Origin of the sequence: Mycolicibacterium neoaurum (assembly GCF_036946495.1) — a bacterium.
GTDB lineage: Bacteria > Actinomycetota > Actinomycetes > Mycobacteriales > Mycobacteriaceae > Mycobacterium > Mycobacterium neoaurum_B.
On sequence record NZ_JAQIIX010000002.1, the window covers coordinates 204,969 to 223,315 of the forward strand.

Sequence of the window (18,347 nt, forward strand, 5' to 3'; positions counted from 1 at the left end):
ACGGACAAGTTGTCCGCATTTCCCCGGAAGGCTAAGCCATGAATTCACTCGCCGACAAGGTCGTGGCGATCACCGGAGCCAGCAGCGGTATCGGAGCGGCCACCGCACGGCGGCTCGCCGGCCGCGGGTGCGCCGTCATCCTCGGCGCGCGCCGCACCGATCGGCTCGACGCACTGGCCGCCGAACTGCGTGCCGCAGGCGGGCGAGCCACCACCGTCGATGTCGATGTCACCCGGGCCGAGGATCTGCAACGCCTGGTCACATCCGCGGTCTCCGAGTTCGGCCGCCTCGACGTCCTGGTCAGCAACGCGGGGATAGGCCCGATCTCGCCGATGACCGCGCGGCGTCGCGGCGACTGGGACGCCATGATCGACGTCAACCTGCGCGGCGTGCTGCACGGGATCGATGCCGCGCTACCTGTTTTCGAAGAGCAGGGTCGCGGCCACTTCGTCACCATCGTCTCCACCGCGGGTCTCAAGATCGTGCCGACCATGGCGGTCTACGCCGCCACCAAGAACGCCGTCCGCACCGTGCTGGAGGGGCTGCGTCAGGAGTCCACCGACGGGACGCTCAAGACCACCGCCATCTCACCGGGGTATGTGCGCACCGAGTTCGGCGATTCCATCACCGATCCGGCCATCCGCGCCGAGATCGACACCGGCATGCAGGCTTTCGCGCTCGATCCCGACGCGATCGCCAGAACGGTCGAGTTCGCGATCGACCAGCCTTGGGAGGTCGAGATCGGTGAATTGGTGATCCGTCCGACCGTCCAGGGTTAGCCGACGGTGATCGCGTCCAGTCGTTCCTTGATGAAATCGGCCGACGTCACCGGATCCAGGCCGGCGACCCGCCCGATGGGTGGCTCCAGCGGAGTGACCAACGCATCGTGGTTGGCCTCGTAGAAGTAGATCAGCGACACCAGGTCCTCTTCGGGGGCGTGCGGTTGCGGCGGCAGCACCCGATGCCGGCCCGAGGGCCAGCGCCGCCCGCTCCAGTACTCCAACAGGTCCCCGATGTTGACTGTGAGCGCGCCGGGCTCCCACGGCGCATCCTCCCAGCCGGCCTCCTCCGAATACACCTGCAGACCGCCTGCTCCGGGCTCTCGATCGAGCACGGTGACCGTGCCGAAATCGGTGTGCGGGCCGATCCGGAACTGGCCAGGTTCCGGCTCACCGACCACGCTGACGGGCGGGTAGTGGTTGATGTTCATCGTCCAGGTCGGCGTGCTGGCCAACGCCGCGAACGGGTTCTCGGGCAGCCCGAGGGCGGCCGCGAACAACGCGAGCAGGTCATCGGAGAGCGTGCGCATCGCAGTGGTGTACTCGTCGACTAGCCCCTGCAGATGCGCCACCTCGGCGGGCCAGACGTTGGGCGCGAACCAGATTCGGTCGATCTCGGGATCTCCGGTCGCGGTCTCCGCACCGAGGCTGAAGCTCTCCTTCAGATCCGGCGGCGTCTCGGTGCCCTCGGCGTAGGCATTGGCCTCCGCACCCGGCCCGATCCACCCGTGGCCGCCGACGGGCACCGAATAGCGCTGCTTCACCCCGCTGGGCAGGGCGAAGAACTCGCGGCTGGCGGCACGCACCCGCGTGGCCAGCTCCGGATCGACGCCGTGGCCGGTGACGATGATGAAACCCGCCCGCTGAAGACCCTCGTCCACCTCGGCGGCGAGCGCCCGAGCATCCGCACCACCGGCATACCAGCGGGAAAGGTCAACCGTTGCAATGGCACTCATTCAGCCACTCCGATGTCCTCGTTCCACAGTTCCGGGTGGGCGGCGATGAAGTCCTCCATCATCGACACACACCGCTCGTCTTCCAGCAGCGTCACCTGCACGCCGTTCTCGGCAAGCCAGTCATGCCCGCCGGAGAACGTCTTGGCCTCCCCGATGACCACCGCGCCGATGTTGAACTGACGCACCAGACCGCTGCAGTACCAGCAGGGCGAGAGCGTCGTCACCATCACCGTGGACCGGTAGTCGCGCTGCCGCCCGGCATTGCGGAAGGCATCGGTCTCGCCGTGCACCGACGGGTCGTCGTTCTGCACCCGCCGGTTGTGCCCGCTCCCGAGCAACACACCGTCCCGGGTGAACAAGGCCGCGCCGATCGGAATTCCACCCTCTGCCAAGCCCTTCCGGGCCTCCTCGACGGCGACGTCGAGCATCATCTCCGGTGTCACGCAGGCACCCGCTCGGTGGCGACCTTGGCGCGGCACAGCACCAGATAGCTGCCCGCGGCCAGCAGGAAGCCCACGAAGAATCCGATATCACCCAGGTCGGGCACCGCCCGAACGACAAACCCCACGAACAACTCCTGATTGCAGAACAGCAGGAACGAGACCACCAGACCGATCAGGAACGACAGTAGCCCCGGCCAATTCGAATAGGAGTGGTCATAGAGGAATCCGTCCACGCGCTGCCCGCGGCGCAGGTATTGATCGGCGAAAACCACCCCGAGCCAGGGACCCACCCAGTAGGCGATGAGCAACAAGAACGCCTCATAGCTCGCCGCGGCATCGGCCAACGCCCACCAGGCCACCAGGAACCCCGCGACGCCGAAGAACACCGTCGCCGTCGCCCGCGCGATGTGCGCCGGCAGTTTCACACCGGTGGTGACGAAGGCCATTCCCGCCGAATAGACGTTGATGGCGTTGGCCGCGACGGCACCGATCGCGATGGCCAGCAGGGTGGCCGCGGCCAGCGCACCGGGCAACGAACTGGTGAAGACATCGGCCGGATTGTCCGAACTCGCCTCGGTGATGATGGTGACCGACGCCGCGCCGACGATCGCCAGCACCGAACTGGCCAGGAACAGCCCGCTCGCGGCGAACAGACCGGTGCGCGCCGGTGACACGGTGCTGGGCAGATAGCGGCTGAAATCGGCGGCATAGGGCGTCCAGCCGGCCACGTAGCCGAAGGTGGCACCGACCGTGAGAAGGAAACCGCCGATCCCACCGGCGCCGCCCTCGACAGCGGGCGCGCTCAAATCGGCCTTGCTCATGATGACCACCGCGGTGATCGCGAAGATGACCGCCAGCACCGGGAACGCCCACCGCTCGAAGGCCTGCACCAGGTTGTGCCCGAAGAAGGCCAGCGCGGTCTGCACGACGACCACCAGCACCAGCGCCCACACCGGGGCGATGCCGAACAGCGTCGCCAAGGCGAACGCCGCGCTGATGCTGTTGGTCGCAAACCAGCCGACGCCGGCGGTGATCGCCATCAGTGTCGACGGCACCGCGTTGCCCCGGTATCCGAAGGCCAATCGACCGATGACCATCTGCGGCACCCCGAGCTGCGGGCCGCGCGCGGACAGGAAGAAATGGGCCACCGCGCCGAGCCCGGCACCGACCACGATGCCCGCGACCGCCTGCCAGAACGTCATGCCGAAGTAGGAGACCGCCAGCACGCCCAGGAAGATGGTGGCGAATTCCAGATTCGGTGACGCCCAGGTCCACAGCAGCTGACTGGGCCTGCCGTGCCGGTCGGCCTCAGCGATGAACTCGTTGCCACCGGGTTCGACCGCGACGATCCGGTTCCGGTAGCTACCGTCGGTGGTGGGTTCGGCAGCTGTCATTCTGTGCACTTTGACGGCCCGACCACCGGCGTGCAACCGGAACAACGGAATCTCACACGTACGAATTTCGTTGCCGGACACCTGCCGGACACCTGCGCGCCAACCCGTGTACACCGGCGAAAGCGCTGTCGGACAGGCTGTCTGGTGAGAAACCGCGCGCGCTAGATTGACCTTCGCAATCAGCAGAGATGGAGACTGGCATGGGCAGCACCACCGCGACCGCACTGCGTTCGGCGATCGCGAAACGGGATGTGACCGCCTGGCTGCGATCGGTCAAGGACCCGGCCGAACGCACCCATCAGCTCGCCAAGTGCAGCGCCGACGAGCTGCAGGCCCTCGGTCCGCTGCTCGACTCCGACGGCGCCACCGAGCTGTTCGAATCGATCGACGACGAGTTGTCGGCCTACGTGCTGGCCGCGATGACCGACTCCGAAGCCGCTCGCCTTGTCGATGCGCTGGACCTCGACCATGCCGCCGAGGTGCTGCGCGGTATGAAGGGTGCACCGCGCGAGAAGGTGCTGTCGGTGCTACCCCAGACCCGCGCCGACGTGCTGCGCGGCCTGCTGAGCTGGCCGCCGGATTCGGTGGCCGCACATATGGTGCCCGAGGCGCTGACCGTCCGCCCCGACATGACGGTCGGCGAGGCGGTCGCGTCCATTCGCGGCGATGCCGCGACGCTGCGTAGCGATTCGCGCACCGGCGCCTATGTCTACGTCACCGACGACGGCAACCGACTGCTCGGCGTCGTCGCGTTCCGCGATCTCGTGCTCTGCGATGCGCAGGAGACGGTCGCGGCGCTGACCAACCGCGATGTGCTGTCGGTATCGCCGCTGACCGATGCCGAGGAGGCCGCCCAGGCCCTGGTGGACTACAACCTGGTCGCGGTGCCGGTGGTCGATGCCGATAACCGCCTGCTCGGCATCCTCACCGAAAACACCGCCAACGACATCACCGCCGAGGAGGCCACCGAGGACGCCGAACGCCAGGGTGGCTCCGAGCCGCTGGAGGTGCCCTATCTGCGGGCCTCGCCATGGCTGCTGTGGCGCAAGCGGATCGGCTGGCTGCTGCTGCTGTTCATCGCCGAGGCCTACACCGGCACGGTGCTGCGCCATTTCGAGGAGGAGATGGAGGCCGTCGTCGCGCTGGCCTTCTTCATCCCGCTGCTGATCGGCACCGGCGGTAACACCGGAACGCAGATCACCACGACCCTGGTGCGGGCGATGGCCACCGGTCAGGTACGGCTGCGCGACGTCCCGGCGATCCTGGCCAAGGAGATGTCGACCGGCATGATGATCGCCGGGACCATGGCGTTGGCGGCGCTGATCCGGGCCTGGACCCTCGGTGTCGGACCGGAGATCACCCTGACGGTGACCCTGACCGTGGCAGCCATCGTGCTGTGGTCATCGTTCGTGGCCTCGATACTGCCGCCGGTGCTCAAGAAGTGCCGCATCGACCCGGCCGTGGTGTCGGCTCCGATGATCGCGACCATCGTCGACGGCACCGGGCTGATCATCTACTTCATGATCGCCCACGCCACGCTGTCACAGCTGCAGGGGCTGTAGGTTCATCCCCCGAGTCGCTTCGCTCCTGCCCGCCGGCGCGGTCAGTCGAACTCGGGCGACTCGTGCCGGGTGCGCTTGAGTTCGAAGAAGTGCGGATAGGACGCGAAGATCACCGAGGCGTCCCAGAGCTTTCCGGCCTCTTCCCCGCGCGGGATCCGGGACAGGACCGGACCGAAGAACGCGACGCCGTTGACGTGGATGGTCGGCGTGCCGACATCGTCACCGACCGCGTCCATTCCCGCGTGGTGGCTCTTGCGCAACGCCTCGTCGTATTTGTCGGTGGTCGCCGCCTCGGCGAGTTCGGCCGGCAACCCGGCTTGCGCCAAGGATTTCGCGATCACATCATCGAAATCTTTGTTGCCCTCGTTGTGGATCAAGGTGCCCATCGCGGTGTAGAGCGGGGACAGCACCTCCGGGCCGTGGGCTTGTTCGGCGGCGATCGCCACGCGCACCGGCCCCCAGGCCTTTTTCATCATCTCCTGGTAGTTCTCGGGCAGATCGCGGCCCTCGTTGAGCACGGCGAGGCTCATCACGTGGAAGTTGACCTCGATATCGCGAACCTTCTGTACCTCGAGAATCCAGCGGGAGGTGATCCAGCACCACGGGCACAGCGGGTCGAACCAGAATCCGGCGACATCTTTCTGGGCCATACAGATCGATCCTCTCGATTGCGACGGAGTCCTCTTCTCGACCGCACAACTATTGCCGCCCGGTATATGTTCCCGCCAGGGGACTAGGTTAGACCTCGTGGCTCTCCCCAATCTGACTCGCGACCAGGCCGCCGAGCGCGCCGCCCTGGTGACCGTGGACAACTACCGCATCGACTTGGATCTCACGTCCGGTGAGAAGACCTTCGGGTCGAAGACCACCGTGACGTTCTCCGCGCTGGCCGGTGCGGACACCTATATCGACCTGGCCGCGGCCACCGTGCGCAGCGCGACCCTCAACGGCCACAGCCTGGACGTCTCCGGTTACGACGAGTCGACCGGCATCGCACTGACCGGCCTGGCCGAGCACAACGAACTCGTCGTCGACGCCGACTGCCGGTACTCCAACACCGGTGAGGGCCTGCACCGGTTCGTCGACCCCGTCGACAACGAGGTGTACCTGTACTCGCAGTTCGAGACCGCCGACGCCAAGCGGATGTTCGCCTGCTTCGACCAACCCGATCTGAAGGCCACCTTCGACGTGACGGTCAAGGCCCCGGAGCACTGGCAGGTGATCAGCAACGGCGCCACCGACTCGGTGGACAACGGTGTGCACACCTTCGTCACCACCCCGCGGATGAGCACTTATCTGGTCGCGCTGATCGCCGGGCCGTACGCCCGCTGGGATGATGTCTACACCGACGACCACGGCGATATCCCGCTGGGCATCTTCTGCCGCGCCTCGCTGGCCGAATTCATGGACGCCGAGCGGTTGTTCACCGAGACCAAACAGGGATTCGGGTTCTACCACCGCAACTTCGGCGAGCCATACGCGTTCGGCAAATACGACCAGCTGTTCGTCCCGGAGTTCAACGCGGGTGCGATGGAGAACGCCGGCGCGGTGACCTTCCTGGAGGATTACGTCTTCCGGTCCAAGGTCACCCGGTACAGCTACGAGCGCCGCGCCGAGACCGTGCTGCACGAGATGGCGCACATGTGGTTCGGCGATCTGGTCACCATGGCGTGGTGGGATGACCTGTGGCTCAACGAATCATTCGCCACCTTCGCCTCGGTGCTGTGCCAGGCCGAGGCCACCGAGTACACCCAGGCCTGGACGACGTTCGCCAACGTCGAGAAGTCCTGGGCGTACCGCCAGGACCAGCTGCCGTCCACCCACCCGGTGGCCGCCGACATCCCGGACCTGCACGCGGTCGAGGTCAACTTCGACGGCATCACCTACGCCAAGGGCGCCAGCGTGCTCAAGCAACTGGTGGCATATGTCGGCCTCGAAGCATTTCTCGCCGGGCTGCGCGACTACTTCCGTGACCACAAGTTCGGCAACGCCACCTTCGGCGATCTGCTTGGCGCCCTTGAGAAGTCGTCGGGTCGTGACCTGAGCGGCTGGGGCCGCCAATGGCTCAAGACCACCGGCCTGAACACCCTGCGGGCCAGCTTCGACGTCGACGATGACGGCGCGTTCACCCGGTTCGCGGTGCATCAATCCGGCGCGGCGCCGGGTGCCGGCGAGACCCGGGTGCACCGGCTGGCCGTCGGCATCTACGACGAGGATGACGCGGGCAAGCTGGTCCGGGTGCACCGCGAGGAACTCGACGTCGAGGGCCCGTCCACCGACGTCCCCGGGTTGATCGGCGTCGGGCGCGGCAAGTTCATCCTCGTCAACGACGATGACCTGACCTACTGCTCGCTGCGGCTGGACCCGGCATCCCTGCAGACGCTGCTGAACCGCATCGCCGATATCGCCGAGCCGTTGCCCCGCACGCTGGCCTGGTCGGCGGCCTGGGAGATGACGCGCGAGGCCGAGCTGAAGGCCCGTGACTTCGTGACGCTGGTGATCGCAGGCGTGCACGCCGAGACCGAGGTCGGCGTGGCGCAGCGTCTGCTGATGCAGGCGCAGACCGCGCTGGGCTCCTACGCCGATCCGGCGTGGGCCACGGAGAACGGCTGGCCCGCGTTCGGTGATGCCCTGCTGGACCTGGCCCGTGAATCAGCACCCGGTTCGGACCATCAGCTTGCGTTCGTCAACGCGCTGACCACCTCGGTGCTCTCCCCCAACCATGTGGCCGTGCTGTCCACCCTGCTGGACAACGAGCCCGCGGCGGTGAACCTGAGCGGTCTGGTGATCGACACCGACCTGCGCTGGCGCATCGTCACCGCGCTGGCGCGGGCCGGGGTGATCGACGCCGAGGGCGCCGAGACACCGTTCATCGATGCCGAGGCCGAGAACGACCCGACCGCGGCAGGCAAGCGCAACGCCGCAGCCGCCGCGGCGGCCCGCCCGCAGGTGTCGGTGAAGAACGCCGCGTGGCAGCGGGTCATCGAGGACGACACCCTGGCCAACATCACCACCCGCGCCATCGTCGGGGGCTTTGTGCAGCCGGGTCAGGCCGAGCTGTTGGTGCGGTTCCGCGACCTGTACTTCGCCTCCATCCCCGGCGTGTGGGAACGGCGTTCCAGCGAGGTCGCCCAGACCGTGGTGATCGGGCTGTACCCGTCCTGGGATATCAGTACCGGCGGACTGGGCGCGGCGGACGCATTCCTGTCCGGCCACGATGTCCCGCCCGCGCTGCGCAGGCTGGTGCTGGAGGGTCGGGCCGGCGTGGAGCGCGCCCTCAAGGCACGCGCCTTCGACGCGTCCTGACTCACCCGGCGAGCGTGCGTGTCTGCTGCCCGACACGCCGCTCGCCCACCCGAGTTCTCGCACGCCGGCCGCGCATGATTTCGGTGTGGCCGTCAGCAACTCCCGCAGAGCCCGCGCCGCCCGTCGGCGCACCCGCCGTGTCAAGGCGGCCGTCAACGACCTCACCGCGGCACAGTGGGCGGCGATTCAGGATGCCTGGGGCGGCTGCGCCTACTGCGGGGTGACGGGTGGACCGCTGCAGCGTGATTGCGTCATGGCGATCTCGCGCGGCGGGCGCTACACGATCGAGAACGTGGTGCCGGCCTGTGGGGCGTGCAATGCCAGCAAGTGCAATGACGAGGTCACCGGCTGGATGCGGCGCAAGCGGCTCGACGAGCGCCTGTTCCTGGAGCGCTACGTCGCCATCCGCGCGCAGCTGGCCTGAGACAGCAATCGGCCCCGGTACCAGTGGGCACCGGGGCCGATCGAACAGCGTGGTCAGGCCGGCGAGATGGCCGCAGACATGACGTTGACGGCGCTGACGAGCGCGTCGATAAGGTTGCCGTCGCGCAGCGAGCCGAGTGCTGCGGAGATCCCGAGCGGGGCGGCGGTCTCGGCGCCACGCCCCTTGACCTCGGAACCGTAGACGACCTCGATCGCCTTCTGGTTCGGCGAGACGGCCAGCAGCACCGCATTGTCGGCGGTCGGCACCTTGGCCAAGATCTCGCGGGCGGTGGCCGCGGTATCGGCACCGAGGTCACCGATGAACACCGCGAACCGGGCCTTGGCGTAACGCGATCCGTACTTCAGCGCATTGTCCAGGGCAACGAGGTCCTTCACCGAGAACGGGTAGTGCACCGAGAGTTCACCGGGTTCGGTGACACCGGAGATACGTCCGCTGCTGGTCAGCGCGTAGCCGTAGGGCAGGTCGACATCGGTCGTCGTCCTGGCGATCTCGTTGGTATGGCTACCACTTGCCACTTGCGCCACCTCCCACCGTTACGTGATCGCCATGGCCGCCATGGCCATGATCGGCGGGCTCGTCGGCGGCCCACAGGATCGGATCGTGGGTCCACTCGTCGCCGAGTTTGTATGACTCCGGGTGCGGTCCCTTGTGGCGGTAGGCCAGTGCGGCCAACACCAGAAACAAGACCAGCGGGACCCCACCCAACAGGGAATGGGTAAGTGCTGTGCTCACATGCCAAACCTAGCGCAAGCGTGCGTCAGGCCGCGCCTTCACCCAGATATCTCATCCAGGCCGGATCGAGTTCCTTCACCGAGGACAGCAGCCGCCAGTGCTGTCCCTTGGGCGGCATCGGGACGGCACGCAGCGACCAGCCCAGCTCGGAGAGCAGCCGGTCGGCCTTACGGTGGTTACAGGCCGAGCACGCCGCGACGCAGTTCTCCCAGGAATGTTCGCCGCCGCGGCTCCGCGGGATGACATGGTCGACGGTATCGGCCTTCCCACCGCAATACGCGCACCGGAACCGGTCCCGATGCATCAGCGCCGCCCTCGTCATGGGGATACGCGCGCGGTAGGGCACCCGGACAAAGGTCCGCAACCGGATCACCGAGGGCACCACGATGGTGCGGGTGGCGGAGTGGATGACGGGCCCGCTCGGGTCGTCGTGCACGACATCGGCCTTACCGCACATCAGCATGATGACCGCCCGGCGCATCGGCAGCGCGGTCAGCGGCTCGTAGGTGGAATTGAGCAGCAGGACCCGTCGTCGACCCCACACCGAACCGGGATGGACGGCCGATGCGGCCTCGGCAACCTGCAGGGAGCGCGCGCCGGTAGAACCGACCACGGCCGTGGAGCTCTGGTAGCCCGCTCGTCGAGCAGGGCTTTTCGTGCGCTGCGACATTCGTCCTCCGCAGGACAGTCCACCACGATTTGTCATCGCTCGCACGGCTATTTCGTCGGTGTGCGCTGGTCAGTCGGGTGAACTTCCGGTGACCAGCCCGTTGGCGGCATCATCCGGCGGGGTGCACAGCCTGCGCGAACCGGATCGGGAACAATGGGTGCGGTGACCCAGCCGCAGCATTCGTTCTACGACGACGTCGGTGGCCACGAGACGTTCACCGCGATCGTGGCCAAGTTCTACGAACTGGTGCGCGAGGACGAGATCCTGCTCCCGCTCTATCCCGAGGACGATATCGACGGCGCCGAGGAGCGGCTGCGGCTGTTCCTCGAACAGTATTGGGGCGGGCCGCGGACCTACTCCGATCAGCGCGGGCACCCGCGGCTGCGAATGCGCCATGCACCCTTCCGGATCGGGTTCCTCGAGCGCGACGCCTGGCTTCGGTGCATGCACACCGCCGTCGCCTCGATCGACTCACAAACCCTGGACGACCGGCACCGCAAGGCGCTGCTGGACTACTTCCAGATGGCCGCCGACTCGATGGTGAACTCCGCATTCTGATGGGCAGCCCGAAGTGGTGGTCGCGGGCGGTGTTCTACCAGATCTACCCACGGTCGTTCGCCGACAGCAACGGCGACGGGGTTGGTGATCTCGACGGCATCACCACCCGGATGGACTACCTGGCCGCGCTCGGCGTGCAGGCGCTGTGGCTCAACCCGGTGATGGTCTCGCCGATGGCCGATCACGGCTACGACGTGTCCGACCCGCGCGATATCGACCCGCTCTTCGGTGACCTGGCCGCACTGGACCGGTTGGTGGCGGCGGCCCATGATCGCGATATCCGGGTGACCATGGATCTGGTGCCCAACCACGTCAGCTCGGCGCATCCGTGGTTCGTCGAGGCGCTGGCCGATCCGTCCCGGCGCGACCGGTTCATCTTCCGCGACGGCACCGGACCCGACGGTGCGTCACCGCCCAACAACTGGGTGTCGATCTTCGGCGGTCCGGCCTGGACCCGGGTGCCCGACGGGCAGTGGTACCTGCATCTGTTCGACTCGGCACAGCCCGATCTGAACTGGGAGCACCCCGAGGTGTTCGCCGATATCGAGGCGACGCTGCGGTTCTGGCTGGACCGCGGCGTCGACGGGTTCCGCATCGACGTGGCGCACGGGATGGCCAAACCGGCCGACCTGCCCGATATGGACCTGACCGAGAATCGGTTGCTGCGCAACAAGGCCGATGACCCGCGGTTCGACGACGAGGCGGTGCACGATATCCACCGGTTCATCCGCGGGGTGCTCGACGACTATCCGGATGCGGTGACCGTCGGCGAGATCTGGGTGCACGGCAACGAACAGTTCGCCAAGTACTTGCGGCCCGACGAACTGCACCTCGGGTTCAACTTCCAGCTCGTGCAGGCCGATTTCACCGCCGACGCGATACGTTCGGCCATCGACAACTCACTGGCCGCGGCCGCGCTGGCCGGCGCACCACCGACCTGGACGCTGTCGAATCACGATGTGGTACGCGAGGTCTCGCGCTACGGCGACGGTGCCGCCGGCCTGGCGCGGGCACGGGCGATGGCGCTGGTGACGCTGGCGTTGCCCGGCTCGGTGTTCGTCTACAACGGCGCCGAACTGGCCCTGCCGAATGTCGACCTGCCCGACGAGGTGCTCCAGGATCCGGTCTGGGAGCGCTCGGGCCGCAGCGAACGCGGGCGCGACGGCTGCCGGGTGCCGATACCGTGGAGCGGCTCGCGCCCGCCCTACGGGTTCTCCGACGTTGCGGATACCTGGTTGCCGATGCCCGAGGGTTGGGCGCCGCTGACCGTGCAGGCGCAGTCCGGTGATCCGACCTCGACGTTGGAGCTCTACCGGCGTGCGATCGAGTTGCGCTCCACGCGAACGGAGTTCAGCGGCGACGGTGTCGAATGGCTCGGCCCGCAGACGTTCCGCCGTCCGGGCGGGCTGACGTGCGTGGTCAACACCGGAGATGCTCCACTGCCGCTGCCCGCCGGTGAGGTGCTGCTGACCAGCGGCCCCCTCGCCGAGGGCGCGTTGCCCCCGGACACCGCCGCCTGGCTGGTGTGATTTCGGCGCGCTCGCGATCGCTCAGCGAGCGTCAGCGCGCCGAAATCAACGCAGCACCAGCGCCGGATCGCCGAGCCGCCGGTAGACGCTGCCGAACCGGGCATCGATGCGCAGCCAGGCCGGGTGGGCCCGCACCCGAACGATCTCATCGGAGGCCAGCACATCGGCATTGGGCGGCAGGAATCCCATGGCGGTCAACGCGAAAACACAGCGCATCGGGATGCCGACACTGGACTCGCCCTCGCTGACCGCGAGCACTTCCTGGTCCAGCAACGACGCCGGCGGACCGTGCGCACTGCTGTGCTCCTTGGCCAGCGCGGTCCCCCGTTCGGCGAGGTCGAGGATCGCCCACGCGGGCACATCGTCGTAGTGGGCGAAGCCGGTGTCCGGCGGCAGCACACCGCGCCACGCCGAATCCATCGCGAAGCCCGGTTCGACGAAACCTGTGGCGTCCATGCCGGGCAACATCCGGGACAGCGTGTCGGCGCCGGCGGACAGATCGTTCGGGCGCACGCGGCCGTCGACCACCCGGCAGGCCAGCACGTCGAAGCCGGTCGACACCCACGCCACCACCTTGCCGGTGCCGGTGCGTTCCCGGAACCGGATCACCGCCGCGTCGTCGAGGCGCAGGGCGCGGTCTACGAATGTCGCGAGATCGTCGCGGTGAGAGCCGTTGTCGAGCCAGAGGCCGCGCTCGGGTGAGCTCACCTGCTGTACCGCTCCAGGTACTCGCGGTGATGAGGTAGCAACCGCACCAGTTTCTGTTCGGAGATGTTGAACGCCACCAGCTGGGTCTCGGCGATGACGGCCGGTTTGGAGTCCGGATCGGCGCCCACGGAGCGCACCTCATAACCCAGGGTGAAGTCGACCGTCCGCAGTCGGTTCACCCAGATGGTCACCTGCAGCGGCGAATCCATCAGCCGCACCTGACCCTTGTACTTGACGTTGACCTCGGCGATCAGCAGGCCGATGGTGTCGATGTCGTTGACGAAAGGCTCGTGCAGGAAGGGCACCCGTGCCTCTTCCAGCAGAGTGACCATGGTGGCGTGATTGACATGCTGGTACATGTCGATGTCCGACCATCGCACGGCCACCGGCGTGACGAAACGTTCAGCCACTTGTCCCCGTTCCCGAAGTTCTTGTCATGCTGCGAATTTGGCGGGCGGCCACCGACAGCGTGGCGAGGTCGCGCTGTCCCTCGGACTGGATCTCGTCGAGCGTGCGCTGCGCACGGTCCACCCGGGAGCTGTTGGTGAACTCCCATTCTTCGATCTTCTGCTCACCGGTCTCGTCCGGTTCACCGACGGCGAGCACATCGAAGCACAATGCCCGCAGCGAGCCGTAGATATCATCGCGAATAGCCAGCCGCGCCAACGAATGCCAGCGATCATCGCGTTCCAGGCCCGAGATCGCGGTCAACAGACCGTCGATACCCAGGTGATCCATCAACGCGAAGTAGGTGTCGGCCACCTCCACGGCGTCACGATCGGCGATATCGGCGATATCGATGACGTCGAGCAAGCTGTACCGGTACAGGCCGTTGGCCACCGTGTAGGCGAGCTCCTTGGACACCCCTTGCGCCTCGAACTCACCGGATTCCTTTGCCACGATGGCCTTGTCGTCACCGCGCAACCACTGCGGCATCAGCGGGGTCAGCGTGGCCACCTGCTCGGCGAACCGGTTGATCTCCGCACCGACGGCCAGCGGTTGCGGGCGGTAGTTGACCAGCCAGCGTCCCGCCCGGTCGATGAGCCTGCGCAGATCCAGGGTCATCCGGTCGGTGACCGCGGTGGGCAGTCCGCCGATCCCGGCCTCCTTGATATCCCGCCACACCTCGCCGACCTTGAAGATCGCATCGGTGGCCGCGTAGGCGCGCACCGCGTCGACCGGGCCGACGCCGGTGTCCTCTGTCATCCGGTAGGCGTAGGTGATGCCGCTGGTGTCCACCAGATCGTTGACCAGCATGGTGGTCACGATCTCTCGGCGCAGCTGATGCGAGCGGATCTCCCCGACGAAGCGGTCCCGCAGCTCGACCGGGAAGTACTGCGGTATCCGCGCCGCGAACACCTCCTGGTCGGGCAGATCGGTGCGCAGCACCTCGTCCTTGAGCGTCAGTTTGACGTGCGCCATCAGGGTCGCCAGCTCGGGTGAGGTCAGCCCGATCCCGATCTCGCGGCGGCGCAGGATCTCCTTCTCCGAGGGCAGCGCCTCGAGTTCGCGGTTGAGCCCACGCTCGGTGACGAACTCGCGGATCTGGCGAGCGTGCACGGCCAACAGGCTGGCCGCATTCGCCCGGCTGGTCCCCATCAGGTCGTTCTGGTCGATGTTGTCGGCCAACACGAGTCGGCCGACCTCGTCGGTCATCGACATCAGCAGCTCGGTGCGCTCATCGGCACCGACCTTGCCGGTGGTGACCAGCGAGTCGACCAGGATCTTGATGTTGACCTCGTGATCGGAGCAATCCACCCCGGCGGAGTTGTCCAGCGCGTCGGTGTTGATCCGGCCGCCGGCCAGATCGAACTCGATACGACCGCGCTGCGTCACACCGAGGTTGCCGCCCTCCCCGACGACCTTGACGCGCAACTGGTTTCCGTTGACGCGCACGGCGTCATTGGCGCGGTCGCCCACATCGGCATCGGATTCGGACTCGGCCTTGACGTAGGTGCCGATGCCGCCGTTCCAGAACAGGTCCACCGGGGCGAGCAGGATCGCCTTCATCAGGGCAGGTGGAGTCATCTCCTCCACACCGTCGGGTAGGCCGAGCACCTCTCGCACCTGGGGGCTGATCGGGATCGACTTCTGCGCGCGGCTGAACACCCCGCCGCCCTCGCTGATGAGGCTGGTGTCGTAATCGGCCCAACTGGACCGCGGCAGCGCGAACATCCGCTCGCGTTCGGCCCACGATGCGGCCGGGTCGGGATCGGGGTCCAGAAAGATGTCGCGGTGATCGAAGGCCGCGACGAGCCGGATGTGCTTGGACAGCAACATGCCGTTGCCGAAGACATCACCGCTCATATCGCCGACGCCGACGACGGTGAAGTCCTGGGACTGGGTGTCCACCCCGATCTCGCGGAAGTGCCGCTTCACCGATTCCCAGGCGCCCCTGGCGGTGATTCCCATCGCCTTGTGGTCGTAACCGACCGAACCACCGGAGGCGAAGGCATCGCCGAGCCAGAAACCGTAGGACTTGGCCACATCGTTGGCGATATCGGAGAAGGTCGCGGTGCCCTTGTCCGCGGCGACCACCAGATAGGCGTCGTCACCGTCGCGGCGCACCACGCCGGCCGGGGTGACCACCTCACCGGTGGACTTGTCGACATTGTCGGTCAGGTCGAGCAGTCCCGAGATGAACAACCGGTAGCAGGCCACGCCCTCGGCGCGGGTGGCGTCGCGGTCGGCGGCCGCGTCACCGGTGGGCACCGGCGGCGACTTGACCACGAAACCACCCTTGGCGCCGACCGGAACGATGACGGCGTTCTTGACCGCCTGTGCCTTGACCAGACCGAGGATCTCGGTGCGGAAGTCCTCGCGGCGGTCCGACCAGCGCAACCCGCCGCGGGCGACGAAGCCGAACCGCAGGTGCACACCTTCGACGCGCGGCGAGTAGACGAAGATCTCGAATTTGGGTCGGGGCAGCGGCAATTCGTCGATCAGACCGGGGTTCAGCTTGAACGACAGCACATCCTGAGCACGCGCCGAGTCCGGCGAGCCGACGAAGTAGTTCGTACGCAGGGTGGCCTGCACCAGGCTGGCGAAGGCCCGTAGCACCCGATCGGTGTCCAAGCTGACCAACGCGTCGATATCGGCCGCGACGGCAGCCGCGGCGGCCTGCGCATCCAGCGTCCGGCCGGATTCGGCGAGATCGGCTTCCGGGGTGAACAGCGCCTCGAACAGTTCCACCAGGGACCGTGCGGTGCTGGGATTCCCGTTGAGCACCCCTTCGACGAAGGACTGGCTGTACGGGAAACCCGCCTGCCGCAGGTATTTCGCGTATCCGCGCAGGATGGTCACCTGTTGCCAGGTCAGCCCGGCCCGCAGCACGAGCTCGTTGAAATGGTCGATCTCGGCGCGGCCGTGCCAGATCGCGGTGACCGTGTCGGCGAACCGGCGCGCCACATCCTCGATCTGCGAGTCGGGGGTCGACGGGATCGATTGATGCGGGGACACCCGGAACTGGTAGATCCACACCGGCAGCCCGTCCGGGCGGGTGACCATGAAGGGGCGCTCCTCGAGCACCACCACGCCCATGCACTGCAGCATCGGCAACAGCTCCGACAGTGACGCCGAGCGGCCGCCCAGATACCAGGTCAGCCAATCGACACGGTCCTGACCGCCGTCCCGGAACACCAGCTTGACCGAATTATCCTGCAGTTCCTCGATGATCGCGATGTCATCGATGGCTTCCTGTGGTGTGAACGCCTGCTTGTACACCTCGGGGAAGGCGTTCGCGTAATGCTCCGCCGGCCCCTGGTCCAGGGAGCCGGACTTGACCGATCCGATCAACCGGTCCGCCCAGGTGCGCGCCGCTTCGGTCAGCAGCTGCTGGATCCGGTCCTCGTTCTCCGCCGAGGTGTCGATATCGGAGCGCTGCGCGCCGTCGGGCATCTTGACGGTGAAGTGCACCAGCGCCCACGGTGATTCGCTGACCCTGGCGGCGTAATCGATGCTCGCGCCGCCGAGTTCGCGCACCAGGATGTCCTGCATGGCCAACCGCACCGCAGTGGTGTAGCGATCGCGCGGCAGGTACACCAGTGCCGAGACGAAATGGCCGAGCTGGTCGGCACGCAGGAAAAGCAGGGTGCGCCGCAGCGACCCGAGGTCGACCACGGCACGCGCCATCTCCATCAGATCCGGGGTGTGCAGTGCGAAGAGCTCGGAACGCGGAATGGTCTGGATGACGTCGAGCATCAACTGGCCGGGATGGCTGGGATCCGAATGTGACTGCGCCAGCACCTCGTCGACCCGCCGGGAGATCAACGGGATCTCCAGCACATTGGCGTTCATGGCGGCGATGGTGAACAGGCCGACGAATCGGTGCTCGATGGCCTGGCCGGCCGAGGATCCCGCCGGGTTCTCGCGGACCACCACGATATAGGGATAGGCGCCGTACCGGACGAAACTGGGCATGGTCGCCTGGGCGAGCACCAGCAGGTCGTCGGCGTCGGTGAGTTGGGGCAGCACATCGGTGCGCAGCTTGAGCACACCGAGCCGACTGGCCGGATCGACGGTGGCCGCACCGTGCTGCACCACACACCGCTGATAGCCGAGCAGGACGAAATGACCGTCACCGAGCCAGTGCAGCAGCGCGGCCACATCGCGGCGATCCGGGCCGAGGAAATGCCCGGCGTGATCGGAGTCCAACGCGTTGGCCAGACCGATCAGCGTCGCGTTCAACGCCGCCGAATCGGCGGCCACCTCCCGCGCATCGGCCAGCACCGAGGGCAGCAGCTCGGTCACCCGCGCGACGGCATCGGCATCGGCGGAGGCGGCCAACCGGACGTGCACCCACATCTCGGGCGTTCCGTCGACCGCCGCATCGGGATCTGCCGCGGGTGCGAGCGCCACCAGGTCACCGTCGCTGTTGCGGCTGACCCGCAGCACCGGATTCATCACGCCGACATAGGCCACGCCCAGCCGGTGCAGCAGGACCGTGACCGAGTCCATCAGCATGGCGCTGTGATCGGTGACGATCTGGATGGCTGGACCGAAACCGGCCGGGTCGTCGGCCGGATACACCGCGACGAGGGTCTCCCCCGGTGCGCGGCGGTGACCGAGCGCCGCATGAGCGCTGATCAGTTCCGGGGACACCGGCGTCGTGGTGGGCCGCGCGATCGGCGCGGTGACCGCGGTATCCGCGGACGGCGCGTCACCGAAGGGGCCGTGATGGGTCTCGGCGTAGGCGTCGGACAGCCGCGCCAGGGCATCCCGATCCAGATGCCACTGTTCGGTTGTTCCGGGGTTCACCGTCATGGG

General features: G+C 67.1%; 16 protein-coding genes. 6 read left to right on the forward strand and 10 right to left on the reverse strand.

The genetic code is table 11. The features are described from left to right. The first annotated feature begins 38 nt into the window (after positions 1 to 38). Complete coding sequence (locus PGN27_RS06420) at positions 39 to 779, forward strand: SDR family oxidoreductase (protein WP_335325415.1); 741 nt, start codon at positions 39 to 41, stop codon at positions 777 to 779. Here the strand turns inward: PGN27_RS06420 and PGN27_RS06425 are convergent. The 3 genes from PGN27_RS06425 to PGN27_RS06435 are packed head-to-tail and all read right to left on the reverse strand — an operon-like array spanning position 776 to position 3,572. Further along, a complete protein-coding gene (locus tag PGN27_RS06425) occupies positions 776 to 1,735 on the reverse strand; it encodes an isopenicillin N synthase family dioxygenase (protein ID WP_335325416.1) in 960 nt (319 codons plus the stop codon). The two genes, PGN27_RS06420 and PGN27_RS06425, sit on opposite strands and share 4 nt — an antisense overlap. Then, complete coding sequence (locus tag PGN27_RS06430) at positions 1,732 to 2,178, reverse strand: nucleoside deaminase (protein WP_335325417.1); 447 nt, start codon at positions 2,176 to 2,178, stop codon at positions 1,732 to 1,734. The genes PGN27_RS06425 and PGN27_RS06430 overlap by 4 nt, the downstream gene beginning before the upstream one ends. Beyond that, complete coding sequence (locus PGN27_RS06435; protein WP_335325418.1) at positions 2,175 to 3,572, reverse strand: purine-cytosine permease family protein; 1,398 nt, start codon at positions 3,570 to 3,572, stop codon at positions 2,175 to 2,177. The genes PGN27_RS06430 and PGN27_RS06435 overlap by 4 nt, the downstream gene beginning before the upstream one ends. 200 nt (positions 3,573 to 3,772) lie before the next feature. Between PGN27_RS06435 and mgtE the strand changes: the two genes are divergently transcribed. After that, positions 3,773 to 5,134, forward strand: coding sequence for a magnesium transporter (gene mgtE / locus PGN27_RS06440; protein ID WP_335325419.1), 1,362 nt, complete (start codon positions 3,773 to 3,775; stop codon positions 5,132 to 5,134). A gap of 41 nt (positions 5,135 to 5,175) precedes the next feature. On the opposite strand, the gene PGN27_RS06445 is transcribed toward mgtE, so the two are convergent. Beyond that, positions 5,176 to 5,784: a mycothiol-dependent nitroreductase Rv2466c family protein gene (locus PGN27_RS06445; protein WP_335325420.1), complete on the reverse strand. Its 609-nt coding sequence runs from the start codon at positions 5,782 to 5,784 to the stop codon at positions 5,176 to 5,178. 97 nt (positions 5,785 to 5,881) lie between these two features. Between PGN27_RS06445 and pepN the strand changes: the two genes are divergently transcribed. After that, positions 5,882 to 8,440: an aminopeptidase N gene (pepN, locus tag PGN27_RS06450; RefSeq protein ID WP_335325421.1), complete on the forward strand. Its 2,559-nt coding sequence runs from the start codon at positions 5,882 to 5,884 to the stop codon at positions 8,438 to 8,440. Positions 8,441 to 8,525: 85 nt separating this feature from the next. Beyond that, entirely contained in the window at positions 8,526 to 8,864 is a 339-nt protein-coding gene (locus PGN27_RS06455; RefSeq protein WP_335325422.1) for an HNH endonuclease, read from the forward strand. A 53-nt stretch (positions 8,865 to 8,917) separates the two neighbouring features. Here the strand turns inward: PGN27_RS06455 and PGN27_RS06460 are convergent, their stop codons facing one another. From PGN27_RS06460 to PGN27_RS06470, 3 genes are read right to left on the reverse strand one after another with little or no spacing between them, the layout of a single operon-like run. Beyond that, positions 8,918 to 9,400, reverse strand: a complete 483-nt coding sequence (locus PGN27_RS06460; RefSeq protein ID WP_019512156.1) for a DUF5130 domain-containing protein — start codon at positions 9,398 to 9,400, stop codon at positions 8,918 to 8,920. Next, entirely contained in the window at positions 9,387 to 9,617 is a 231-nt protein-coding gene (gene ctaJ, locus PGN27_RS06465) for an aa3-type cytochrome oxidase subunit CtaJ (protein ID WP_335325423.1), read from the reverse strand. Before ctaJ ends, PGN27_RS06460 begins: the two co-directional genes overlap by 14 nt. 25 nt (positions 9,618 to 9,642) lie before the next feature. Next, the gene (locus PGN27_RS06470; RefSeq protein ID WP_335325424.1) at positions 9,643 to 10,287 is read right to left on the reverse strand and encodes an HNH endonuclease; all 645 of its coding nucleotides are present in this window, start codon (positions 10,285 to 10,287) and stop codon (positions 9,643 to 9,645) included. Positions 10,288 to 10,440: 153 nt separating this feature from the next. Here PGN27_RS06470 and PGN27_RS06475 point away from each other — a divergent pair, with 153 nt between their 5' ends. Together PGN27_RS06475 and PGN27_RS06480 are read left to right on the forward strand one after the other, a co-directional pair. Further along, a complete protein-coding gene (locus tag PGN27_RS06475; RefSeq protein ID WP_335325425.1) occupies positions 10,441 to 10,845 on the forward strand; it encodes a globin in 405 nt (134 codons plus the stop codon). After that, entirely contained in the window at positions 10,845 to 12,374 is a 1,530-nt protein-coding gene (locus PGN27_RS06480; protein WP_335325426.1) for a glycoside hydrolase family 13 protein, read from the forward strand. The genes PGN27_RS06475 and PGN27_RS06480 overlap by 1 nt, the downstream gene beginning before the upstream one ends. Positions 12,375 to 12,419: 45 nt before the next feature. On the opposite strand, the gene PGN27_RS06485 is transcribed toward PGN27_RS06480, so the two are convergent. From PGN27_RS06485 to PGN27_RS06495, 3 genes are read right to left on the reverse strand one after another with little or no spacing between them, the layout of a single operon-like run. Next, positions 12,420 to 13,082 carry a DUF8185 domain-containing protein gene (locus PGN27_RS06485; RefSeq protein WP_335325427.1) on the reverse strand — a complete coding sequence of 221 codons (663 nt, stop codon included), beginning with the start codon at positions 13,080 to 13,082 and terminating at the stop codon, positions 12,420 to 12,422. Further along, complete coding sequence (locus PGN27_RS06490) at positions 13,079 to 13,492, reverse strand: acyl-CoA thioesterase (RefSeq protein WP_335325428.1); 414 nt, start codon at positions 13,490 to 13,492, stop codon at positions 13,079 to 13,081. Before PGN27_RS06490 ends, PGN27_RS06485 begins: the two co-directional genes overlap by 4 nt. Continuing rightward, positions 13,485 to 18,344: an NAD-glutamate dehydrogenase gene (locus PGN27_RS06495; protein WP_335325429.1), complete on the reverse strand. Its 4,860-nt coding sequence runs from the start codon at positions 18,342 to 18,344 to the stop codon at positions 13,485 to 13,487. Before PGN27_RS06495 ends, PGN27_RS06490 begins: the two co-directional genes overlap by 8 nt. Between the last annotated feature and the right edge of the window lie 3 nt (positions 18,345 to 18,347).

Bases quoted from the DNA above. Each gene is read 5' to 3' on its own strand.
- PGN27_RS06420 (WP_335325415.1), top strand. From the start codon at position 39: ATGAATTCACTCGCCGACAAGGTCGTGGCGATCACCGGAGCCAGCAGC.
- PGN27_RS06425 (WP_335325416.1), bottom strand. From the start codon at position 1,735: ATGAGTGCCATTGCAACGGTTGACCTTTCCCGCTGGTATGCCGGTGGT.
- PGN27_RS06435 (WP_335325418.1), bottom strand. From the start codon at position 3,572: ATGACAGCTGCCGAACCCACCACCGACGGTAGCTACCGGAACCGGATC.
- mgtE (WP_335325419.1), top strand. From the start codon at position 3,773: ATGGGCAGCACCACCGCGACCGCACTGCGTTCGGCGATCGCGAAACGG.
- PGN27_RS06445 (WP_335325420.1), bottom strand. From the start codon at position 5,784: ATGGCCCAGAAAGATGTCGCCGGATTCTGGTTCGACCCGCTGTGCCCG.
- PGN27_RS06470 (WP_335325424.1), bottom strand. From the start codon at position 10,287: ATGTCGCAGCGCACGAAAAGCCCTGCTCGACGAGCGGGCTACCAGAGC.
- PGN27_RS06475 (WP_335325425.1), top strand. From the start codon at position 10,441: ATGGGTGCGGTGACCCAGCCGCAGCATTCGTTCTACGACGACGTCGGT.
- PGN27_RS06480 (WP_335325426.1), top strand. From the start codon at position 10,845: ATGGGCAGCCCGAAGTGGTGGTCGCGGGCGGTGTTCTACCAGATCTAC.
- PGN27_RS06495 (WP_335325429.1), bottom strand. From the start codon at position 18,344: ATGACGGTGAACCCCGGAACAACCGAACAGTGGCATCTGGATCGGGAT.